Source organism: Aliirhizobium sp. YIM B11859 (genome assembly GCF_057163345.1).
Genome location: NZ_JBXHAY010000003.1, coordinates 428,777 through 451,655 on the forward strand (window position 1 = coordinate 428,777; position 22,879 = coordinate 451,655).

At 60.1% G+C, this 22,879-nt stretch carries 16 protein-coding genes; 11 read left to right on the forward strand and 5 right to left on the reverse strand.

What is annotated here, in order from left to right; all coding sequences use genetic code 11:
- The first annotated feature begins 785 nt into the window (after positions 1-785).
- Both AC2GXZ_RS14365 and AC2GXZ_RS14370 read left to right on the forward strand, forming a co-directional pair.
- On the forward strand, positions 786-1,205 hold the full coding sequence (locus tag AC2GXZ_RS14365; RefSeq protein ID WP_483759841.1) for a cupin domain-containing protein: 420 nt from the start codon (positions 786-788) through the stop codon (positions 1,203-1,205).
- 109 nt (positions 1,206-1,314) lie between these two features.
- The gene (locus AC2GXZ_RS14370; protein WP_483759842.1) at positions 1,315-2,577 is read left to right on the forward strand and encodes an AAA family ATPase; all 1,263 of its coding nucleotides are present in this window, start codon (positions 1,315-1,317) and stop codon (positions 2,575-2,577) included.
- 607 nt (positions 2,578-3,184) lie between these two features.
- On the opposite strand, the gene uvrB is transcribed toward AC2GXZ_RS14370, so the two are convergent.
- The gene (uvrB, locus tag AC2GXZ_RS14375) at positions 3,185-6,247 is read right to left on the reverse strand and encodes an excinuclease ABC subunit UvrB (RefSeq protein ID WP_483759843.1); all 3,063 of its coding nucleotides are present in this window, start codon (positions 6,245-6,247) and stop codon (positions 3,185-3,187) included.
- A gap of 106 nt (positions 6,248-6,353) precedes the next feature.
- Complete coding sequence (locus AC2GXZ_RS14380) at positions 6,354-8,339, reverse strand: putative bifunctional diguanylate cyclase/phosphodiesterase (RefSeq protein ID WP_483759844.1); 1,986 nt, start codon at positions 8,337-8,339, stop codon at positions 6,354-6,356.
- A 303-nt stretch (positions 8,340-8,642) separates the two neighbouring features.
- Between AC2GXZ_RS14380 and AC2GXZ_RS14385 the strand changes: the two genes are divergently transcribed.
- A complete protein-coding gene (locus AC2GXZ_RS14385) occupies positions 8,643-10,115 on the forward strand; it encodes a DUF1800 domain-containing protein (protein WP_483759845.1) in 1,473 nt (490 codons plus the stop codon).
- Between the two features lie 18 nt (positions 10,116-10,133).
- The gene (locus AC2GXZ_RS14390; protein WP_483760257.1) at positions 10,134-11,315 is read left to right on the forward strand and encodes a DUF1501 domain-containing protein; all 1,182 of its coding nucleotides are present in this window, start codon (positions 10,134-10,136) and stop codon (positions 11,313-11,315) included.
- 167 nt (positions 11,316-11,482) lie between these two features.
- Here AC2GXZ_RS14390 and AC2GXZ_RS14395 read toward each other — a convergent pair whose 3' ends face one another.
- Positions 11,483-11,869, reverse strand: a complete 387-nt coding sequence (locus AC2GXZ_RS14395) for an acyl-CoA thioesterase (RefSeq protein ID WP_483759846.1) — start codon at positions 11,867-11,869, stop codon at positions 11,483-11,485.
- A 244-nt stretch (positions 11,870-12,113) separates the two neighbouring features.
- Here AC2GXZ_RS14395 and AC2GXZ_RS14400 point away from each other — a divergent pair, with 244 nt between their 5' ends.
- Together AC2GXZ_RS14400 and AC2GXZ_RS14405 are read left to right on the forward strand one after the other, a co-directional pair.
- Positions 12,114-13,928, forward strand: coding sequence for a methyl-accepting chemotaxis protein (locus AC2GXZ_RS14400; protein ID WP_483759847.1), 1,815 nt, complete (start codon positions 12,114-12,116; stop codon positions 13,926-13,928).
- Positions 13,929-14,125: 197 nt separating this feature from the next.
- Positions 14,126-15,484 (forward strand): extensin-like domain-containing protein, encoded by a 1,359-nt coding sequence (locus AC2GXZ_RS14405; protein WP_483759848.1) that lies wholly within the window; start codon positions 14,126-14,128, stop codon positions 15,482-15,484.
- 47 nt (positions 15,485-15,531) lie between these two features.
- On the opposite strand, the gene AC2GXZ_RS14410 is transcribed toward AC2GXZ_RS14405, so the two are convergent.
- Positions 15,532-15,789 (reverse strand): hypothetical protein, encoded by a 258-nt coding sequence (locus tag AC2GXZ_RS14410; protein ID WP_483759849.1) that lies wholly within the window; start codon positions 15,787-15,789, stop codon positions 15,532-15,534.
- 799 nt (positions 15,790-16,588) lie between these two features.
- On the opposite strand from AC2GXZ_RS14410, the gene AC2GXZ_RS14415 reads away from it, so the two are divergent.
- From AC2GXZ_RS14415 to AC2GXZ_RS14435, 5 genes are all read left to right on the forward strand, one after another.
- A complete protein-coding gene (locus tag AC2GXZ_RS14415; RefSeq protein ID WP_483759850.1) occupies positions 16,589-17,410 on the forward strand; it encodes a sulfite exporter TauE/SafE family protein in 822 nt (273 codons plus the stop codon).
- Positions 17,411-17,902: 492 nt separating this feature from the next.
- Positions 17,903-19,732 (forward strand): hypothetical protein, encoded by a 1,830-nt coding sequence (locus tag AC2GXZ_RS14420; RefSeq protein WP_483759851.1) that lies wholly within the window; start codon positions 17,903-17,905, stop codon positions 19,730-19,732.
- Positions 19,733-19,889: 157 nt separating this feature from the next.
- Positions 19,890-20,834, forward strand: coding sequence for an ABC transporter ATP-binding protein (locus AC2GXZ_RS14425; RefSeq protein WP_483759852.1), 945 nt, complete (start codon positions 19,890-19,892; stop codon positions 20,832-20,834).
- Positions 20,831-21,592 (forward strand): ABC transporter permease, encoded by a 762-nt coding sequence (locus AC2GXZ_RS14430; RefSeq protein ID WP_483759853.1) that lies wholly within the window; start codon positions 20,831-20,833, stop codon positions 21,590-21,592. Before AC2GXZ_RS14425 ends, AC2GXZ_RS14430 begins: the two co-directional genes overlap by 4 nt.
- A gap of 83 nt (positions 21,593-21,675) precedes the next feature.
- Positions 21,676-22,122: a GNAT family N-acetyltransferase gene (locus tag AC2GXZ_RS14435; RefSeq protein WP_483759854.1), complete on the forward strand. Its 447-nt coding sequence runs from the start codon at positions 21,676-21,678 to the stop codon at positions 22,120-22,122.
- A gap of 49 nt (positions 22,123-22,171) precedes the next feature.
- Here AC2GXZ_RS14435 and AC2GXZ_RS14440 read toward each other — a convergent pair whose 3' ends face one another.
- Positions 22,172-22,738 carry an alpha/beta hydrolase gene (locus tag AC2GXZ_RS14440; RefSeq protein ID WP_483759855.1) on the reverse strand — a complete coding sequence of 189 codons (567 nt, stop codon included), beginning with the start codon at positions 22,736-22,738 and terminating at the stop codon, positions 22,172-22,174.
- Positions 22,739-22,879 lie beyond the last annotated feature (141 nt).

Below are 22,879 nucleotides of genomic sequence, written 5' to 3' on the forward strand. Positions count from 1 at the left end.
ATCTTGAGGCATTGTCTGATCGGACGGGGCGCTGAAAGCTGCCTCGCAAGTTAAATTATAAGTGGCACCTCTCAGCGCCCCGTTCGGCCGTTTTTATCCGCGACTCCGGTCTCTCTGCCTTGGCTTTTCGGGATGGTGTTCGTCTGGCTTGATGAAACACGGGCGGAACGACTTACCGCCAACCCTCCATCTCACCGCCGCCGGGCTATCCGTTGTCACGGACGGACTGTCAAAGCCCGGCGAAACCATCCATCAAGCCACCCTGTGTGCCGCACAGGCACGCCCGGCGCGCCATTCGGGCATCAGAAGCGGAAAGGCCGGTCGAAACCTTTGTCCGCTTCCCCCGTGTCGCCGGAGGGAGACCATTTTCCGCGAACCCCGATGGCAGAGATTTACGTCCTCTCTCCACCCCCGGAACCGATCCCACCTCGCCGACACGACTGCCGGTGTATCCGTGGCGGGACGAGTGGATTGTAGGCATGGGTGGGGAGGGCGGGGATGAAGGGGGATGAAGTTCTTCTGTCGTTCTTTCTCCCGCCTTGCGGGAGAGGAAGAAAAATCAAGATCTTAGCCTCAAGGTCCGCGGCTGGATTTTTCAGGAGAGCGGCAGGCTTCATCCCCGACAGCCGATCCCCTAATTGGCCTGCAGACTCGATCACCACCAGCAACCCGTCCCCATCCGGTGACTGTGCCCCCGAAAAACACCGGATTGCCGCAGAATGGATGATCATCCAGTGTGGCGCGGGAAGGGTGCGCCATGCGGCGGGCAAACAAAGGGGTGCGTGATGGAAGAGATCTTGATCGGTGGATTGACGCTGGAATTCCTGGAGGACAAGGATGGCGCCGGCGGCAGCCTCGACCTGTTCCGCATGACGGTTCTGCCCAATGCCAAAGTGCCGGCGGCACATTATCACGAAAGCTGGGAGGAGACGATCTACGGCCTCGACGGCACGCTGATGTTCCGCCTCAACGGCAGGGACACCGATATCGGCCCCGGCCAGTCCCTCTTCATCCCGCGCGGCGCGCCGCACTGGTTCGTCAACCGGACCCAACACCCGGCCACCTGCCTCTGCGTGCTGACCCCGGGCGTTCTGGGGCCAGGCTATTTTCGCGAACTGGCAGCGTTGCTTGTGGTGGGCGGTCCGCCGGATCCGGTGAAGGTGGGCGAGGTGATGAAGCGGTATGGGTTGGTGACGGTAGGGTGAGAACGATGATGCGCTATGATCGGAGGCTCTAAATACCTAGCAATAAAGAGATGGTTGTACTTGCAGGGGGAATCATGGTCTCTTTTTTTCATAACCTTTGAGGCACGCTTTGAATATTAAGATCTTTTCTAAGAACTATAGAGGGTTTCGCGACCTCGAGATAAATCTCGATGGGGTTACGTTTTTGGTAGGAGATAATAGTTCGGGAAAGAGTTCACTAGTACAATTGGTGAACTACGTAGTGTCATCCGAGTTGGAAGGGACGCCAACTCTACCTGATGTCCTACCGTCCGATAAACACGACTTTTTTTCTCCTTATTTCGCATTCAGCGACGTCACGATTGGATTTACGGCAGGTAGTGGAGAGGACAAGGTAACTAAGGTCCTGACGATGCGTAAGCGCAAGGACTTGATGGTGCCAGATATTCTCCGGTTCACGATAATAGCAGGAAAAAGAAGGCTCACACTAAGAGCCTCTGGAGACCGTAGATCTATAAAGACATCGAGTGTATTGTCAGACTTAAGTATAGATCAGATTTACAGTCTTCATGAAGAAGGTACGGACTTTAAAGTCCTTAAGTTGAAAGACAGCGCAGGCGGAAAATATCCGTTAAATAGCCCAACATTTTTGTTTGAGGTAGTTTCTCACGCGGATCTTAAAAGGGAGTTCAAGGAGGCACTCGTTAATTCGGTAGGTGTCTGCATTGACAGGATAACTGATCACATTGGACCATTGCGGGGTACGCCAGAGCCTTACTATGCGCTTGAAAGAGTCTATAGCCCGAAAGGTTCCCATTTCGCGGCTATGCTCCATGATATCAAGAAGTTAAAGAACTCCAAATATGTAGAATTAGTAAATAAGTTTGGGAAGGAAAGCCAGCTTTTCGAAGAGCTAAATGTCGAGAAGATGTCAAATAAGATTGCGCATTCTCCTTTGGTAGTTTCTGTTAAAAAGCATGGGATGAATTTTGCTATTTCTCAAGTTGGAGTGGGGATATCTCAAGTGCTTCCTGTTCTTGTGGATTCTTTGTTCAGAAAAGTTACTGGTAGCGAAGTAGTAATGTTACTTCAACAGCCTGAGCTTCACCTTCATCCCGTAGCACAGGCAGCATTAGGTGAGTTCATCTTTCATATGGCGGATGAACAAATGTGGTACTTTGTTGAAACCCATAGCGATTATTTAATGGATCGATTTCGTGCTGATTTAAGGGAAGAAGGGAAATCTATCCCGTCGCAGATAATATTTTGTGAAAACAAGGGTGATGGGAATTACGCTCGTAGCATTTCCATTGATCGCGAAGGAAATTTAATTGATCCGCCTGAAAGCTATCGAGAATTTCAAGTAAATGAACTGATGCGGACTTTCTTTTAATGTCTCGAGTATTGTTGGATGTCTCAGTAGCCTCGAAAAATTGGTTTCGAAGTGCTCTTCTAGAGCTTAAAAGCTCAAAGTCGGTATATTTTCTGTATTCTGATCAAAAGAAATATCGGGATGAGATTATTAAAGTCCCAGCGCTCGCTCGATTTCTCGTGGAGATGAGAGATCGCGGAAGAAGGATAGACGCTCCTTCAGGTGAAGTTCAGGCTATAGTTGACAGCCTAGAGAGTGACGCAACATGGATAAAGTATTCCAAGTATTGTGATGATCCGCACATATTTGCCATTATGGTGGTGGGTCAAGGGAAGTATGTAATTACGGATGAGAAGCGTCTGGCTCGTTGTCGTAATTGTATTTCTGAATCTCACAAAGATCTGTGCAAATTTAAGGCCATCCGAAATCATGCTGTTTACAAGAATTCGCGCGCCAAACTTTTGAAGCAATGATATTATTTAGATTGGTAGCTTGTAAGAAATGGTTTTTATTAAAATTACGGGTTGATATGGCGAAAAATACAGATTGGAAGACGAGTATTCTCATTTAATGCGTCTTAGCGTTGGGATTCTTACTTTTGAATATTAGCATTCAGAGCGCAATGCCTTCACTGCCCCGGCCGTCCCGTCTTACCCTTCGTCCGCCCCTTGCGCTTCTGCTCCCCCGCATCCTCGTAACTCCCCGCACCAATCTTGCCCCTTACCACCGGCCGTGGTTCGCCGCGTTCCGGCTGGCCTTCGAGCAGCGGTGAGAAACGTTTGCCGGGTTCGCTGTCCGGTTTCGGCGGCACCTTGCCTGTGACCGGTTTTTCGGTGCGGCCGACGGTCATTTCGTCGAGGCTGTTGCGGCGGAAAAGGGGGCGTGCGGTGTCTGTGCCCGGGCCCATGTCGTCCAGCGTGGGTTTGGCGAAATAGGAGGCTTGGCCTGAGGTACCATCCGGCCCTTCGCTTTCGCTCCGGGCGTTCGTCGCTGCAATCGATTCACCGGATCGATTGCTCCGTTGCGCGGACCGCTCCTCACCCTCTCCCACAAGCGGGAGGGAGCCGGTTGTGCCGGCGGCAGCCTTGCTTTTCTTGCCGCCGCCTTCCTGCGCCCGCGCCTCGTCCTTGGCGATCGGGTCGTCCATCGTTGCAAGCTCGACGGCCTTGAGGCGTTTGATTTCGTCGCGCAGGCGGGCGGCCTTTTCGAAGTCGAGATCGGCTGCGGCATCGCGCATGGATTTTTCCAGCGCGTTGAGATGGCTCTGCAGATTGTTGCCGACCAGATGGCCGCCATCGGCAAAACCCTTGCCGGAGGCGCCGGAAATGTCGGCGCGAACATGGTCGCGCTCGTAGACCGAGTCCAAAATGTCGGAAATCCGGGCCTTCACCGATTCCGGCGTGATGCCGTGTTCGGTATTGTAGGCGACCTGCTTTTCGCGGCGGCGGGCGGTTTCGTCCATCGCCCTTTGCATCGAGCCGGTGATCTTGTCGGCATACAGGATGACCTTGCCGTCGACGTTACGCGCCGCGCGGCCGATCGTCTGGATCAGCGATGTCTCCGAGCGGAGAAAACCTTCCTTGTCGGCGTCGAGAATGGCGACGAAACCGCATTCGGGAATGTCGAGGCCCTCGCGCAGCAAGTTGATGCCGACCAGCACGTCGAAGGCGCCGAGGCGAAGATCGCGGATGATCTCGATGCGCTCCAGCGTGTCGATGTCACTGTGCATGTAGCGGACGCGAACGCCCTGTTCGTGCAGATATTCGGTGAGGTCCTCGGCCATGCGTTTGGTCAGCACGGTGCAGAGCGTGCGATAACCCTTCTGCGCGGTCTCGCGGATTTCTCCGAGCACGTCGTCGACCTGCGAACGGGCCGAGCGCACTTCGACGGGCGGATCGATCAGGCCGGTCGGGCGGATCACCTGTTCGGCAAACACGCCGCCGGACTGTTCCATTTCCCAATTGCCGGGGGTGGCCGACACGGCGACGGTGAGCGGCCGCATCGCATCCCATTCCTCGAAACGCAGCGGCCGGTTGTCCATGCACGACGGCAGGCGAAAACCGTATTCGGCAAGCGTCGCCTTGCGGCGGAAGTCGCCCCGGTACATGCCGCCGATCTGGCTGACCGAGACATGGCTTTCGTCGATGAACAGCAGCGCATTGTCGGGAATATATTCGAACAGGGTCGGTGGCGGTTCGCCGGGATTGCGGCCGGTCAGATACCGCGAATAGTTCTCGATACCGGCGCAGGAACCGGTCGCCTCGAGCATTTCCACATCGTAACGGGTGCGCTGTTCCAGCCGCTGGGCTTCCAGAAGGCGGCCGCCCTTTTCCAGCTCGGCAAGCCGGATCTTCAGCTCGTCCTTGATCGACTTGATCGCGCCGTTGAGGGTCGGGCGGGGCGTGACATAATGCGAGTTGGCGTAGATTTTGACGCTTTTCAGGTCGCCGGTCTTCTGGCCGGTCAGCGGGTCGAACTCGGTAATGCTGTCGATCTCGTCGCCGAACATCGAGATCCGCCATGCGGCATCTTCCAGATGGGCGGGAAAGATCTCGATCGTGTCGCCCCTCACACGGAACGATCCGCGGATAAAATTGATGTCCTGGCGTTTGTATTGCTGGGCGACGAGGTCGGCGAGCAGCTGGCGCTGATCCAGCCGGTCGCCGACTTCCATCTGGAAGGTCATCGCCGTGTAGGTTTCGACCGAACCGATACCGTAGATGCAGGAGACCGAGGCGACGATGATGCAGTCGTCGCGCTCCAAGAGCGAGCGGGTGGCGGAATGGCGCATCCGGTCGATCTGTTCGTTGATCGACGATTCCTTCTCGATGAACGTGTCGGAGCGCGGGACGTAAGCTTCCGGCTGGTAATAATCGTAATAGGAAACGAAATATTCCACCGCATTGTCGGGGAAGAAGTTCTTGAACTCGGAATAGAGCTGCGCCGCCAGCGTCTTGTTCGGCGCAAGGATCACCGCCGGGCGCTGGGTTTCCTCGATCACCTTGGCCATGGTGAAGGTCTTGCCGGAACCGGTGACGCCGAGCAGGACCTGGCTGCGCTCGTTGTTGTTGATGCCTTCGACGAGATCCTTGATCGCGGTCGGCTGGTCGCCGGCGGGCGAATAGTCCGATGCCATGCGGATGGTGACGCCGCCCTCGGATTTTTCCGGGCGGTGCGGCCGGTGCGGCGTCCACAACTTGCCGTCCTTGAACAGCGGATTGCCCGATTCGATCAGCGCCGACAGTGCCTCGACCGTGGCGGTCACGGCGCCGGGGGCGAGCGAATCGCCCATTTTCTCGGCATCTTCCAGCGAGATATCGAGGCCGGCGACCGGGTTGAGACCGGCGGCGGCGCGGGTCTTCGGATCCGACGAGGCGCCGATCGACACGCCGCGCGCCGTTTTCGACGCGGTGGTGTTCTTCGCCGTCTTCTGGGCGGTTTTCGGTTTGTCCTTCGCGGCGGCCTTGATGGCTTCCTCGCGGGCGGCGATCTCGATCTTCTTGCGGTGTTTGCCGGCCTTCGAGGCGATCTCGCGCTGCGTCTCGACCCCCGACGCTTCCGCTTCCGCCTCGAGCTGCTTCACCCAGTCGGACACGCTGCCTTCCAGCGGCGCGCCTTCAAACGACGATTGGGGAGCTTCCTCGAAACCGTTGGCGGGTGAGGACGGGGATTTTTTCGGGGATCTGGCCATGCCCGGAATATGGAGAGAGTTTGCACCAATGTGAAGAGGGCTGGGGCGGAAAACGAGTACAAAAGGGAAACGTATTCATCTCGACGCCCGGCAGTCCGCTGCCCGCTCACGCCGCCGGCGTCAGCAGCCGTGTGACCAGCCAGCCGGCAATGGCGTCGACCGGCATCGGCCGGCCGAGGAAATAGCCCTGTGCGCCGGGGCAGCCGAGATTGCGCAGCGTTGCCGCTTCTTCGGCGGTCTCCACGCCCTCGGCGATGATATCCATCGACAGCGCCTTTCCGAGGCCGGCCATCGCCGCGACGATTTCCTGGTTCTGGAAACTCTTCTCGATGCCGGTGACGAAGCGGCGATCGAGTTTCAGCCGGTCGACTTTCAGCGTCACCAGATAGGCGAGCGACGAGTGGCCGGCACCGAAATCGTCGACCGCCAGCTTGTAGCCGGAACGCTCGATATGCTTCAGCTGCTCGCCGGCGACCAGCGTGTCGAGGATTGCCTCCTCGGTGATCTCGATCTCGAACAGCGCCGGATCTATGCCATAGGCATGGGTGATGCGGTCAAGCGTCTCGGCCACCGAATAGAGGTCGAATTCGCGCGGCGAGACATTCACCGATACGGTTGCCTGCGGCAGGCCAAGTGACGGAAGCGTGGTCAGCAGCCGGCATGCGCCGGCCGCGATACTGGCCGTCAGCGCCTCGGAAAGATTGGCGGAATGGGCCGCGGCGACGATTTCCGGCGGTGCGATCGCGCCGAGCGACGGGTGTTGCCAGCGCACCAGCGTCTCGAAGCCGATCACCGTGCCGCCGGCAAGCTCGACCTGCGGCTGGAAGAACACGGTGACGGCACCGCTCGATATCGCGGCTGCAAGGTCCTGCTCGATCCGGCGCTGCCGGTCGGCACGGGCCTTGAGGGACGGATCGAACTCCCGCCACAACCCGCGGCCTTCGTCCTTGGCGCGGTAAAGCGCCATGTCGGCGCAGACGAACAGGTCGGTCGCCGTATCGGCATGTTCCGGCCAGATGCCGATGCCGACGGAGACGCCGGACACCACCGGGCGGCCCTGGATGAGGAAGGCCTCCCGGCAGCGCTCGATGATCCGGGCCGCCAGCCGGCGTGCCTCGCTCCCTGCCGACGGGCCGCCGATCACGACGGCAAATTCGTCGCCGCCGAGCCGGGCGATGAAACCATGCTCGCCGACCGCGTCGCGCAATCGGTGGCTTGCCTGCAGCAGAAGTTCGTCGCCGGCAAAATGGCCGAACGTGTCGTTGATCGTCTTGAACCGGTCGAGATCGAGGATCAGCAGCGCAGACCGCTCCTGGCGCGAGCGGGCGTGATCGATACCGTGTTGCAGCGAGGCATTGAAGGCGGCGCGGTTGGCAAGCCCCGTCAGCGGATCGCGATTGGCGAGGATTTCGAGGCTTTCATTGGCGTTGAGTATGTCGGCATTGGCCTGGCTCAGCGACTGCGCCAGCGCCGTCGCCCTGACCTGCGCCTCGATATTGCCGATGACGATGCTCTGTCCCTTCATGCTGCTTTTGTAGAGCACCAGCGTCAGCGCCACCACGTTGAGGGCGAGCAACTGCCCGCCGGTCTCCTCGCTCATCATCAGTGTCGTGACGACGGCGATGTGGACCGGAAAGGCGAAGGCAAGCGCCGTCACCGCCGAGCCCGTGCCGAGCAGCACCGCACCCGTCGCCATGCCGCACATCAGGATATAGATCCCGCCATCGACGCCGAGCGCATGAAAATCACTGAGAATGAACGGCAATGCGCCCCACGACAGGCCACTGAACAACGCGCCACCTGTCATCAGCCGCAGACAGAGATGCGGGTCGGCGAGATCCAGCCGGCGCCGTCGGGCGATCGTGCCGACGATGAAACGCCCCGCGATTGTCGACAGCGTGGCGGCAAACCAGATCAGCGCCGCACCGGTTATGCCACGGTTGATCGAGCTCATCAGAAAGGCCGAAAACGTCACGGCCGCATTGACCGTCAGCGTCGTCGGCAGGCGCTCAAGCGTTGCCGCGGCCTGCGCCTGCTTCACCGCAAGCGCCAGCCGTGTGGCATTCATGTTGCTTGTCGAATCTGCCTGCATTCAGTAAGTCGCCGGGTTCATGAACACGCATCCTAACATAAGGCAAAGCTAATAAAAAAGTCTTTCCGATAGTATGGCTGCTTGAGGGAGACGTTCGGCCAGCCTCTTTTATGCCAGTTCAGGCCGGGGACGGAGTGCTCGTGCCGCGTATTGCCTGCGCAATGCCGTAACTGTGACGTGTGCCGGCGGAACCGATATGGTCTGATGGGATTACAATCCGTCCATCTCTCCAAATCGCCACATTTTGCTGCCGTTTCCGCCCCAGTTGTCGGCGAGGATTCGAAGATCGAAAAGGAGGAGCGCATGGCTCTTGAAAGGCCCACGCTCGCAGCGATCCGTTATGGATATGGCCTCCGCCCCGGGCAGGACATGCCTGACGACGCCGATGGCCTGATCGCCCAGTTGCAGCGCGGGATCGCAGCCAGGCCGCGGTTTCCGCGCGAGGGCGTTGTCGGCCGTCGCGAGGCGGTGACGCGGGTGATGTCGCTCCGGGCTGCCGAAGCCAAGGCCGCGCGTGAGGGCAAGCCGAACGAGGCAATCCGCAAGGAAACCCAGCGGGAGGCGCAGCAGGTCTACCGGATGGATGCGATGGCGCGCCTTGCTCAGGTCGTACAATCCCGCCTCGGTTTCCATGAGCGGCTGGCGAGCTTCTGGATGAACCATTTTGCCGTCAGCGCGCTGAAATCCCTGCCGATGCGGATGATCGTGCCGATGTACGAGGCGGAAGCGATCCGTCCGCGTATGGGAGGATCGTTTTCCGATCTGCTGAGGGCGGGGATCCTGCACCCGGCCATGCTGATCTATCTCGACCAGAACCAGAGCGTCGGGCCGGATTCGACCGCCGGCCGTGAGACCGGACGCGGTCTCAACGAGAACCTCGGGCGCGAATTGCTGGAACTGCACACGCTCGGCGCCGGCAGCGGTTACAGTCAGGACGACGTGCGGGCGGCGGCGCTGATCCTGACGGGCCTCACGGTCGACAATCGCGCCCTCGAGGTCGCCTATCGTCCGCGTTTGGCGCAGACCGGACCGGTCAGCCTTCTCGGGCGCCAGTATCAGGATGACGAGGGTGGAAGCCAGGACCATATCCTGATGTTGCAGGATCTTGCCGCCCGGCCGGAGACGGCGCTTCATATTTCCCGCAAGCTTGCCGCCCATTTCATAAGCGACGAACCGCCTGCACAGGTGGTCGGTGACATGGTTGCGGCATGGCGGGCAAGCGACGGCAACCTCACCGAAGTCTACCGGGCCATGCTCGAGCATCCGCTCGCCTGGGAAAATCCGGGCCAGAAGATCAAGCAGCCTTTCGAATTCGTCGTGTCCGGTTTCCGGGCGCTGGACCTGCCCGATGCCAGCCTGACGGCGCTGCTCGCGGATATGGATGGCGACGAGGATGCCGGCCCGGTGGGCAAGGCGATGCAGATGGCGGGCGACGCCAAGGCCGCCGAAATCCGCAAGCGACGCTCGAGCCGGGCGCATGCGCTGACACTGAAGGCCCTGCAGCGGATGGGAGCGCCGGTCTGGCAGCCGCCGAGCCCTGCAGGTTTCGCCGATACGGCAAGCGCATGGCTGGCGCCGGGTCAGCTCGGCGAGCGGATCGCCTGGGCGCAGCTGGCGACCCGGGCGCTGGGTCAGAAGCTCGAGCCGTCGGCTTTCCTCGATGCGGCCCTTGGCGACGCCGCTTCGCCGGAGACCCGCAAGATCATCGCGCAGGCGCCGAGCCGGCTCCACGGCCTGACCATGGTTCTGGCATCAGCGGAATTCAACAGGAGATAGTCGATGAGTTCTGACGGAATGACCGGCAGCGGCGACCGTTTTCGCCTTTCCCGGCGGGGGTTCCTCGCCGGTGCCTGCTGTGCTGCCGCTGCACCGGTGATGACGCCGGTGAGTTTTGCCGCGGCACCCGGCGACAATCGCTTTGTCACCATCGTTCTGCGCGGCGCCATGGACGGGCTCGATCTCGTCCAGCCCTATGGCGACCCGGCCTTTGCGGCGCTGCGGCCGAAACTGGCGAAGACGCCCGATACCGGCCTCATCGATCTCGACGGTTTCTTCGGCCTGCATCCGGCGGCGTCGGCGCTGATGCCGCTGTGGAAGCGCGGTCAGCTTTCCTTCGTCCACGCGGTTTCGACGCCCTACCGCAATCAGCGCAGCCATTTCGACGGTCAGGACATCCTCGAATCCGGCGGTTCGGACAAAAGCCAGAAGACCGGCTGGCTGAACCGTGCGCTTGCCGTCATTCCCCGCTCGGATGCCCGCCGGGCAATCGACATCAGCACCTCGATGGAACTGATCCTGTCGGGCCCCAACCGCGCCGACAGCTGGTCGAGCCAGAGCAATTTCTCGCTGGCCGAAGACGAGATCGCCTTCCTCGACAGGCTTTACGCCGGCGATCCGGCCTTCGCCCGGGCCTTTGAAGAGGCACGCAAGACGGATATGGAAAGCGATCTCCTTTACGGCGATGAAAAGCGCGGCACCGGAATTGCCGACATGGCCAGGCTTGCCGGCGGCATGTTGCGCGAGGAATACCGCGTTGCCAGCTTCTCGATCAACGGCTGGGATACCCATGTCGGCCAGGCGGTAAATTTCCGCAAGGCGGCCGGCGATCTTGCAACCGCGATCGTCACGCTGAAGGACACGCTCGGCGACGAGGTGTGGAGCAAGACGGTGGTTCTGGCAATGACCGAATTCGGCCGCACGGCGCGCGAAAACGGCACCAACGGCACAGATCATGGTACCGGCGGCCTTGCCGTTCTGGCAGGCGGCGCGGTGCCGGGCGGCAAGGTGCTCGGCGAATGGCCGGGCCTCGGCGACGACCGGCTGCTCGACGAGCGCGACCTGATGCCGACCGGCGATGTCCGCGAAATCGCCGCCGCCATGCTCTACCGGCAATTCGACATCAAGCAGTCCAACCTGACCGCCAAGGTCTTTCCCGGCCTGAGCTTTGACGACAGCTCGGTGTTTCTCAAGGGGTAAACCGCGATCACAGCACGTTGTGATCGCGGCTGATAGCCCGGACAGATACTAGAGGAATTCCGCTTTTCTCCGAATCGCGAAATTTCTCTATCTCTGTGATTTGCCGCAGTTCCGGACGCAAAACCGCTACGCACTTTTGCTGGAACTGCTCTGGCGACAGAGCGTCATCATTCTGCCGGGACCGGTGTCGGTTTGCCGTTGGCGTCGAGCGCCACCATGATGAAGGTTGCAGCGGTGACCTTTTCGAGGTCGCGGTGTCGTGCGCGCTGCGCCCAGGCTTCGATGCCGATCGTGATCGAGGTCGTGCCGACGCGGGTGATTTCCGTATAGATGTTCAGCGTGTCGCCGATCTTGACCGGCAGCTGGAAGGCCATTTCCTTGACCGCGGCGGTCGCGACACGGCCACGGGCGCGCTCGGCGGCGCGGATCCCGCTTGCCAGATCCATCTGCGCCATGACCCAGCCACCGAAAATATCGCCGGCCGGATTGGCATCGGCCGGCATGGCCAATGTTCGAAGAGTCAGTTCACCGGCCGGTTTGGGAGCGTCGGTCATCGCGGAATCATCCTTGTTTTCTTTATGGCTTTGCGGGGATCGGGACATTAGCCTTGTTTCTGGCTATTGCCAGTTTCTTTTCGTCCGGGCGGTTGGCGGAAGGATTGCACCAAGAAAAGGCGAGGGAAATCCGAGAATAAAACCGCCGTTTATCTGGTCGTCGTGCCGGCTTTTGTATCTTCACCGACCGGTAACTTACGTTGTTTATAATTTAATGAGAATTGCAGGTAACGGGGGAGGTAACATGCAACGTCTCGCTATTTCGTGGCGCCTTTATTGTCTTGTGGCGCTGTCGCTGGTCATTCTGGCCGGTGCGCTGATCTTCAGTCTTTTCGAAAGTTATGCTTCGTCCGAGCGCGAACGCAAGGCGGGGCTTGCCCAGATGAACGACACGGCACTCTCCGTGTTGAAGAAATACCAGGCGCTGGAAACGGCTGGCACGATGTCGCGTGATCAGGCTCAGGCCGAGGCCAAGGGCATTATCGGCGCCATGCGTTACGACAACGGCTCGGGTTATTTCTGGATCAACGACATGCATCCGACCATGGTCATGCATGCGGTGAAGCCGGAAATGAACGGCTCCGATCTCAGCCAGAACAAGGATCCAAACGGCAAATTCCTTTTCGTCGAATTTGTCCAGGTGGTGAAGGCAAGCGGCAAGGGTTTCGTCGATTATTACTGGCCGAAGCCGGGCGCCAGCGAGCCGGTGGAGAAATTCTCTCACGTGGCCGGTTTCGCACCGTGGGGCTGGGTCGTCGGCACCGGCGTTTATGTTGACGACCTGCATGCGATGTTCCGCAAGGATGCGATCGATTTCGCCGTCATCTTCGCCGTTGGCGCGGCCTTTCTGGTCGGTGGCGCCTGGCTGGTGGTCAGAAGCGTCACCGGGCCGCTGTCCAAGGTCCGCCATGTGCTGCAGGCGATCGCCGGCGGCGCCTCGGGTGTTGCCGTGCCCTGTACCGGCGAGCGAAACGAGATCGGCGAGATGGCGCGGGCGCTCGTTGTGCTGCGCGACAATGTCGAGGAGCGGGCGGCCCTGCAGACCCGTGAGGCGGATCAGCAGCGGATGATCGCCACCGAACGTTCGGCGAGCGAGCGGACGATGGCGTCTGCCGCCGATCGTCAGTCGCACGCGATGGCCGAGCTCGGACGGGCGCTCGAAGGCCTAGCGCAGGGCGACCTTTCCGCGTCGCTCGGTGCGATCGGTGAGGATTATGCCAAGCTCAGGCAGGATTTCAACGATGCCGTCGGTTCGCTCAATGCGGCGATCCTGGCAATTTCCGAAACCGGCCTGATCGTCCGCGACAGCGCTTCGGATATTTCCGCTGCAACCGGCAATCTGGCGCGGCGCACCGAACAGCAGGCGGCGGCGCTGGAGGAGACTGCGGCCGCGCTCGACGAGATTACCGCGACCGTGCGCACCGCCTCGCAGCGCGCCGGCGAAGCTCGTCAGATGGTCAGCGAGACGAAAATCAGTGCCAGCCGCTCCGGCGAGATCGTCCGTAATGCCATCGACGCGATGGGCCGCATCGAGGCGTCTTCCGGCAAGATCAGCCAGATCATCTCGGTGATTGACGAGATCGCCTTCCAGACCAATCTTCTGGCCCTGAATGCCGGTGTCGAGGCGGCGCGTGCCGGCGAGGCGGGCAGGGGCTTTGCCGTGGTTGCCCAGGAAGTCCGCGAACTGGCGCAGCGTTCGGCCAATGCCGCCAAGGAAATCAAGACGCTGATCAGCACCTCGGTGCATGAGGTCGAAGGCGGTGTGGCGCTGGTGCGCTCGACCGGTGATGCTCTGGTCGAGATCGCCGCGCTGGTGGAGAAGGTCAATGCCCATGTGGAGACCATTGCCACCGCCGCCCAGGAACAGGCGAGCGGCCTGGCCGAGATCAATTCCTCGGTCAATCACATGGACCAGATGACCCAGCAGAATGCCGCCATGGTGGAGGAGACGACGGCAGCCAGCCAGACGCTTGCCGACCAGAGCATCCATTTGCAGCAGCTGCTCGGTGCCTTCCGCCTTGGTGAAGACGGGAACCGTTCCGAATGGCGGGCGGCGTAACGGCAGCGGATCCTCGCACGATCTCAGGGGTCGGAATGCGCAGGCATTCCGGCCTTTTTTCCGGTTTGGGGCGGTCGAGACCGCAGACGCGACCCGAAATGGCCCAGAAACGGTCATCCTTCATCAAGCTTTCGTTTACCCAATCTGCCTAAAATCCCGTCCTGTGTCATTTCGGCATCGAGAGAGCGGCAACTGGTATGGCGTATGCTTCCCTATCGACGCGGGTAATCGGCTCGCTGATGGTTTCGACCATGCTGGTCGCCTGTTCGGCTGACGGGCTTGTCCCCCCGGCCTCGATCGATAACGGCACCCAGGTAGGCTCCATCCAGCCGAGCCGCTCGCTTCCTCCCGCACCGATTTCCCAAGGCGTATCGCAGCAGCCCTACCAGATGGCCCGCGCCCCGGTTTCACAGGCGGGCAGCGGCGGTTATCTCACCGCTCCGTCAGCTGCCGCCGGGCAGCCGAATGACGGCGGCCATTATCTGCGCGCTCCCAACGGCGCATCCAGTGGCGTTGCGAACGGTGTCCAGCAGACCATCCCGTCGGGAGGCGTCAGCATGGACGAGGAGTTCGGCTTTGCTCCCGACGAAAGCGACGCGGTAGGCCTTGCCGAGGAAGAGGATACCGATATCGCCGAAGGCGTCGGTGACCAGCCGGTGGTCGACGGCATCGGCACGGATAATCCGGTGGCGCTCAAGTCCCGCCGCCAGGGCAGTGCTGCGGCGCGTGTTCAACCGATGTCCGCGTCACCTTCAGCCGACACCCCGTCCACAGATGAGCGCGTGATTGTGCCGCCCAAACGCCAAGGGGCGGGCCAGGGGAGCGGCCAGGGCGCCGGGATGACCTGGGGTGATAATTCTCCGGTCGTCGCACCCGGCCGCACCCCGGCGCAGAGCCAGGAAGTGGCAATGTTGCGGCCCAATAACCCGACCGCGGGTCCCATGTCGAACGACGGGCCGATGAGCATTCCCGAAGGCGCCTTTCCGCGAACCGTCATGCCGCAGTCGGAAGTCGCCTGCCGTGCCGAACTTCGCCGGATCGGTGTGGAGTTCCGCGACCTGCCGCGCATCTCGCAGGGCAATAGCTGCGGCATCGACTATCCGGTAAAACTCTCGGGTCTGTCCGGCGGCATCGACATCAAGCCGGCAGTGACGCTCAATTGCCAGGTGACGCTCGCCTTCGCCAAATGGGTGAAGAACGATCTCGCGGTCTCGGCCCGTACCCGTTACCTCACCGGCATCCGGAGTATCCAGCCTCTTGGCGGTTATTCCTGCCGCAAGATGAACAACAGCCGCCAGCGCTACAATCCGATGTCCGAACATGCCCGCGGCAATGCCATCGATATCGGCGCGATCGTGCTGAAGAACGGCCATGACATCGACGTGCGCAAGAAGGGCCTGTTTTCCTTCCGCGAGGGCGGCTTGCTGAAATCGGTGCGCAGCGACGGCTGCAAATATTTCTCCACGGTGCTCGGGCCGGGCAGCAATGCCGAACACTGGAACCATTTTCACTTCGACCTGCGCTCGCGCAGAGGCGGTCGCGCCTATTGCGACTGACGACAGGTTTTTAACGAAAGGCGAGCGGCGGTCGACCTGCTTGGCGGTCAGTTGATCCGCCGCGACGAGGGCGGCTGCAACGCGCTGACCTTGAGGTCATCCGTCTTGCCGCCATCCGCAGCTCCCGCATCGCGGAAATCCGCCGGCAGCGGTATCGTCAGGGCATCCACCATCATTGTTGCCAGATCGTCGAGCGAGCCGAAGTCGAAATCGTCCATGCCGGTATCCACGCTGACATCGGTGCCGCTCTGCGGTTCGGATGCGGTGTCCTCGGTAAAGCTCTTTTTCTTGGCGGTGTTCGGCATGATGATCGTCTTTCGTCTGCGGCAAAGAATTTCAACAATATGCGATCTGGTATCCTGACACCTCATATAGCGCAAGAAACCTGCACTGGCATTACGTCAAATGCCGGAGCCCGGATCACTGCCGCCAGTTCCTGTCCGTGGTGATGCGGCACCGTGGCTTTTGCCCTGGCGGGTTTCCCCGTCTGACGGCGCTGGCCTTGGCCATATTAGCGCGCCGATTACTACCGATTGTTGAATCTCGGCCTTGCGGTTCCGCTTCCGTCCAGGAGCGCAATCGAGCATGAAAGCTTAAGGCCGTCGCCACCAGTTTGGGTGATCGGCTTAAATTCTGCGGCAGATCGGTGAGGAAAGAGCCGGTCCCGCGACCTTTGCAGCAAGGCTGTGCCACGACACCAGGGCCACGAGACCGATGCCATGGAACAGAGGCCGCGCGGCAGGTCGGGGGACCGGCCGGACGAGCGGCGGGATGGCCGTCGCGCCGGGCGTCCTCATAAGCATTGCGGGCAAGCCATCTGTTGGCCCGATCAACGGGCGTTATGGCGGTGGCGCAGGTTGCGGCGGCAGTGCGCGACCGTGGCTTGCCTGACGCCGACAATGATGCCATTGGGTCACCACAAGATGACAATGCCACGCAGGCGACACGCTTGACCGGCTTCGGCCATCATCCGCGGACTTGCCCGGAGTATCTCGACCAAACCATTTCGCCCATCATTTCGGCTATGCCAATCCGCTCAAGCTCTTGAGGCCGGGTCTCCCCGATCCGGCAATCGGCATAACCGACGCCCTGCCGGAGACTGTCATGCCTTCCCTGATCGACATGTTGCCCTTCATCGTCGCGCTTCTTGCGGCAGGTGTTGCAGCCGGCCTTCTGGCGGGACTTTTCGGCATTGGCGGCGGGGCGATCCTGGTGCCGATCTTCTTCCATGTCTTCGGCCTGCTCGGCGTGGCGGATGCGGTGCGCATGCATCTGGCGCTCGGCACCTCGCTTGCCATCATCGTGCCCACCTCGATCCGCTCCTTCGCCGCCCATCGCCAGAGAGGCGCCGTCGACATCGACCTGTTGAAGAGCTGGATCGTTGCCGTTCCGCTCGGCACCATCCTGGCAACCGTGATCGCCGCATGGGCTTCGAGCACCGAGCTTCGGCTGATCTTTGCCGTCATCGCGCTTGTGCTGGCCTTGCGGATGATCCTCAACCGCAAGAGCTGGAAGCTTGGCGACGACCTGCCACAGAACCCACTGAAGTTTATCGTCGGCACCGGCATCGGTATCCTGTCGGGGCTGATGGGCATTGGCGGCGGGGTGATGAACAACACCTTCATGACGCTGTACGGCCGCACCATCCATCAGGCGGTGGCGACGTCGTCCGGCGTCGGGGTGCTGATCTCGATCCCGGGTCTCGTTGGTTACGTCTGGGGCGGCTGGGGCGAACCCGGCCTGCCGCCGTTTTCGACCGGTTACATCAACTGGCTGGCGGTCGCCTTGCTGATCCCGGTCACGCTGCTGACCGCGCCCTACGGCGCCCGCATCGCCCACGCCCTCAGCAAGCGCCAGCTGGAATTCGGTTTTGCCCTGTTCCTCGTCGCCGTATCGCTGCAGTTTTTTGCCAGCGTGATCTTTTAGGCCTGCGCGGGCGCAGCTGGGACAGACCGAGGGCGTATCGGCGTCCCTATCAAGATACCGTGCCAAAATGCCCTCTGCAGCACAGGTTGATCTATCCTGCTGCCGCCGTCGAGGCTGCGGATGACCATCAACGAGATCCCGCTACAATGTCTCGGGCAATGACATATTGCCATACGCAGCAATGGTTTCGACAAGATCGGGGGCGCTCGCGTGACCCAGTGTATTTAATGGTTAACGCGGCATATATACACTTTATGATTGCATGAAATGGTTGGTTGTATTACGATTGAGTGACGGAATTTCCTGCGTGGGCAAGCACGCCGGATTTGTTACTTCACCATGATTGCTTTTGAATAAGTGAAGGGGGAGTGCCATGCGTAACAAGATCCTCTCGACATTCATTTTTTATCTCGCCTTCTGTCTGGGGCTCGCATTTGTCGGGATTGTTCCTGCGGATATTGCGATGGCGCAATGTAATCCGTCCGTGAGTAAATGTTGATGCTTGACGGCATCGCCTCTTTTTACAACAGCGCGATCACGGCACTGCTGAGTGGTGACCGGTTTCTTATATCGATCATCATCGGTGCGGTTGCGATTGCGCTTCACGCGAAAAGCAGGCTCAAGATCACTGCGCCGCGCGCCCAGGAATATGATTTCATCAAGCTGATATCGCTTCCTGATCTGGTGGGCCGCAGGAAATACAGGAAACTGGCCATACTCTACACCGCATCCCTGGAGTTGGTGTATGCGCTGCTTTGCCTTTTGCAGCCGCTTTTTCCCCAGCAGATCGGTGTCGCCACGCCCGATCAGCTCGTTGGCGCAGGTTATGGCGGAGCAACCTGGCCGCTGGTTGCCGCATTGGGGGTGATCGGCCTGCTTCCCTCGGTGCCGGGTTTCGACAAGCTGGAAGAGGGAATCCGGAATTTTGCGCTCAGCCTGAACGATATTCCCGGCGAATTCTTTCGCCGGGTCGCCAGACTTTCGCAAGGGGAGATCAAGGAAGTTCTGGAGCGCGATCAGCGCTACAAGCCGGACCTTGCCAGATATTGGAAAGTTCACAACATGGCATTGGCGTCAGGCTGCGCGCCCGCCGAGGCCCATCAGGCCGCCCGGCGGGTCGTCGGCCTTTCATTGTTTTCCCGTTGGGTGCTGGAGAGTGGCTCCATCTGGTCCGAGGAGCATTATATCCCCCTGAAAGACGTCCTCGACATCTTCAGGCCGGGTGAAAAGGAAATGCGCGAGCAGGTCGATGGGCTTCTGGCCGAAACCTCCAGGTCGAAGGTCGTCACCTATGTGATGCAGAACACCAATATCGACGCATTCCGGTCGCTTTCGGCAACCGAGGCGCAGGCCGTGTCCGACTGGGCGCTGAAGCTTTTGACCGGCGGCGGGCCTCCTGCCGATGCCGCACTGACGCAATCCGAGATCGGCGATTATGCCGGTCTGGCGGAAAAATGGCGGAATAAATCCGAGGATGTCAGCGTCATGAACAAGCGCTTGTGCGGCCTGTTTTCGGTGCTGGCTCTGCGGGACGAAAAGGTGTCGAGCGAGTATATCGGCCAAAGATCCGCGGACCGCGATACCGTGTTGGGCGAGATGTTCAAGCTCATGGACAGGTCGAAAAACGATCGTGTGTCGCGGCTGTTCAATTCGTGGTTTACGGCCACCGTTTCCGGCTTCCTGTCCTGCCTCCTCATCCTCGTGCTGATCAGGATGGTGTTCCGATCGACGCCCAGTTCCGGGCAACTCACACCGTTTCAGAAGGATATGTTTACGGCTGCTACGTTCGGGCTGGCCGCATGGTTTTCCGGACGATGGGCGCTTTCGATCCGCAATTTTAATATAGAGCGTGGAAACTGGGTGGAGTTCGACCAGTTGCACCGCTTCCGGCCGAGCCAGTATGCGGGCATCTTTCTCTCGGCCTATGGCGTTGGCTTTCTGCTGATGACCTGCTCGACATTCATGTTCACCTTGCTGAATGGCGATGGCTTCAATCTGGCGAATGTGCAACTGCTGCTGTTCTTCATTTATCCGCTCGCCTGGGCATTGATCCCGGCAACCGCCGCCGTCGCATTGTGTTGCCTGGCCGACTGGGTTTCGCAGAAAGGCAAATCCGCCAATATCTACATCGCCAGTTTTGCGCTCTCCTTCGGTGTGGCATTCGTGGCCTTCCTCTCCGGCGCCATGACGGGAAGCTCGAACGACCTGTTGCGAACGCTATCATCGGAGCCGACGATCACCGCACTTGTGTTCACGGCTGTCGGTTTCCTTCTGTTTTCCGCCAGCCTTCGAGGTTACAGGCAGGATGAAGTCGTCGCCTGAGGGCAGGGTCCTGCATCCGGTGACCGACGCGCGGCAGACGACCTCATTACACCGGAATCCCGAACGCAATATTCTTCCATGAAGGGATGGCTTCGTGGGAACTCGCCCCTATATTGCGCCTTCCTCGGAAAACATCTTCCAATAGAAGCGTGATACCATGCCTCCCATCATATCCGTCCAGACGCTCACCAAGAAATACGGCAACGGCTTCGAGGCCCTCAAAGGCATCGATCTCGATATCGAGCGCGGCGAGATATTGGCTCTGCTCGGGCCGAACGGTGCCGGCAAGACGACGCTGATCTCGATCATCTGCGGCATCGTCAATCCATCCGGCGGCAAGGTTCTGGTCGGCGGTCATGATGTGGTCCGGGATTTTCGTCAGACCCGTTCGCTGATCGGGCTCGTACCGCAGGAACTGACCACCGACCAGTTCGAAACCGTCTGGAACACGGTGAGTTTTTCCCGCGGCGTCTACGGCAAGAAACCCAATCCGGCGCTGATCGAAAAGATCCTGCGCGAACTGTCGCTGTGGAAGAAGAAGGACAACATGCTGCGCGAATTGTCCGGCGGCATGAAGCGCCGCGTGCTGATCGCCAAGGCGCTGTCGCACGAGCCGGAAATCCTCTTCCTCGACGAACCGACCGCCGGCGTCGATGTCGGCCTGCGCCGCGACATGTGGGAAGTGGTCAAGAAGCTGCGCGAGGATGGCGTGACGATCATCCTCACCACCCATTATATCGAGGAGGCCGAGGAAATCGCCGACCGGGTCGGGGTGATCAACGGCGGCAAGCTGCTGCTGCTCGAAGACAAGGCGGCGCTGATGCAAAAGCTCGGCCGCAAGCAGCTGACGCTGGAGCTGACCGAGCCGCTTGGCGAACTGCCAAACAGTCTGTCGGGCTTCGACCTGAAACGCTCGGACGACGGTTTGTCGCTCACCCACGAATACGGCCATAACGAAGGGCAGGGCAGCATCGCATTGCTGCTGTCGGCGCTGACGCAGGCGGGCATTCAGTTCAAGGACATCTCGACGCGGCAGAGTTCGCTGGAGGACATTTTCGTCGCTCTGGTGGAGGAAAAGGCCCAGGTGGAGGAAAAGGCATGAATATCGAGGCGATCAAATCCATCTATTATTTCGAGATGGCCCGCATGCGCCGCACGCTGCTGCAGAGCGTCATCTCGCCGGTCATCACCACCTCGCTCTATTTCATCGTCTTCGGCACGGCGATCGGCTCGCGTATCCAGACGGTTGATGGCGTTGCCTATGGTTCTTTCATTACCCCCGGCCTGATCATGCTGACATTGCTGACACAATGCGTCGCCAACGGCTCGATCGGCATCTATTTCCCCAAATTCACCGGCACGATCTACGAGATCCTCTCGGCACCCGTCGCAATGACCGAGATCCTGGTCGGTTATGTCGGGGCGGCGGCCAGCAAGGGGCTGATCATCGGTCTGATCATCCTCGCCACGGCTTCGTTTTTCGTCGAGATCCGTATCGCCCACCCCTTCGTCATGGTGCTGTTCCTCGTCTTGACGGCGGTCACCTTCAGCCTGTTCGGTTTCATCATCGGTGTCTGGGCGAAAAATTTCGAACAGCTGAACGTGGTGCCGATGCTGGTCGTGCCGCCGCTGACCTTTCTCGGCGGCAGCTTTTATTCGATCGACATGTTGCCGCCCTTCTGGCAGGCGGTCAGCCACCTCAACCCGGTTCTTTATCTCGTTTCGGGTTTCCGCTGGAGCTTCTACGAAATCGCCGACGTCAACCCGATCATCAGCCTTGTCATGATCGGCGTCTTCCTGGCGGCCTGCCTGTCGGTGCTCGGCTGGATGTTCAGGACGGGATACCGGTTGCGGAGCTGAGGGGGAGGGGATGCCCGTGCGGTCCCATTGCTGTGCCAGCCACGCTGTGCTGAAATAACCCCTCAATCAAAGGGGGCAATATCGTGATCAGACCGGCAGTCTCGACCGACGAAAGCGACATCAAGGCCTGCGCCGAAAGCGCCTATGCCCGTTACATCGAGGCGATCGGCAGGCGACCGGCGCCGATGGATGCGGATTTTGCCGCCCAGATCGCCGCCGGCGAGGTCCATGTCGCGGCCGATGCCGATGGTTCTTTTCAGGGTTTCATCGTGTTTTTTGCCGACGAGGATAAGATGTTTCTCGAAAACGTCGCGGTCATGCCGTCGGCGGCCGGCAAGGGTGTCGGCAAGGCGTTGATCTCGTTTTGCGAGGATGAGGCAAGGCGGCTGGGGTTTTCCGCTATCGCGCTTTATACCAACGAGAAGATGATCGAGAACCTGTCGATCTATCCCCGCCTCGGTTATATCGAGACCGATCGCCGAAGCGAGAACGGCTTCAACCGGGTATTTTTCGAAAAGACGCTCGGGTGATCGTGCTGGGCCCGGCGGGGATGCTGTAGCCTCCAACGGTCGTGGCCTGTCAGAACACCTGCACCATCCACGCCTGAGACAGTGTGACATCCAAATTGTCTGCAGCCCAGCCATGGCCGGCATCGAGCGCGTGGTGGGTAACGATGGCGCCGGCGTGAGAAAGCTGTGTGGCAAGCCGGGTCGCGTGCTCCGGATTGCGTCGGTCGTCATGCCTGCCGGAAATGATCAGCAGCGGCTTGTCGCCAAGATCAGGGAAGACGAAATCGTCGGCGAGCGGTTGTGGCCGCAGGAGAATGGCACCGGAAAAGCGTTCGGGTGCAACGGCAAGCAGCGCGGTCGCCAGGATCGCGCCGCTGGAATAACCGACTGCGAGCATCGGCACATCGCCCAATGGGGCGATACATCCGGTCGGGGATAAGCAATCTCGTGCAAGGCCGAGCAGGGTTTCGACCGGGATGCTGAAATCCGGGTTGCGCCTGAAGAAGGTAAAGCCGTCGCCATCGGCAAACGAGCCTTGCGGGCAGTGGCAGACGGCTTCCGGCGCGAGCTTTTCGATGAAATCACCGATGAATGCCGGCTGCCCGTGCGATCCATGAAGGCCGAGAATGGAAAACATCGCCTTGCTCCGGATCGATCGCTCATCTGCCGATAGCATGTTTTCGAATGGCGGCAAGATATTGACGCAATTGCCGATGCCGGCTTATCCGCGTATGGGACCTTAATCCCGCCACAGGGTTGAGATTAGGCCGTTCGATCG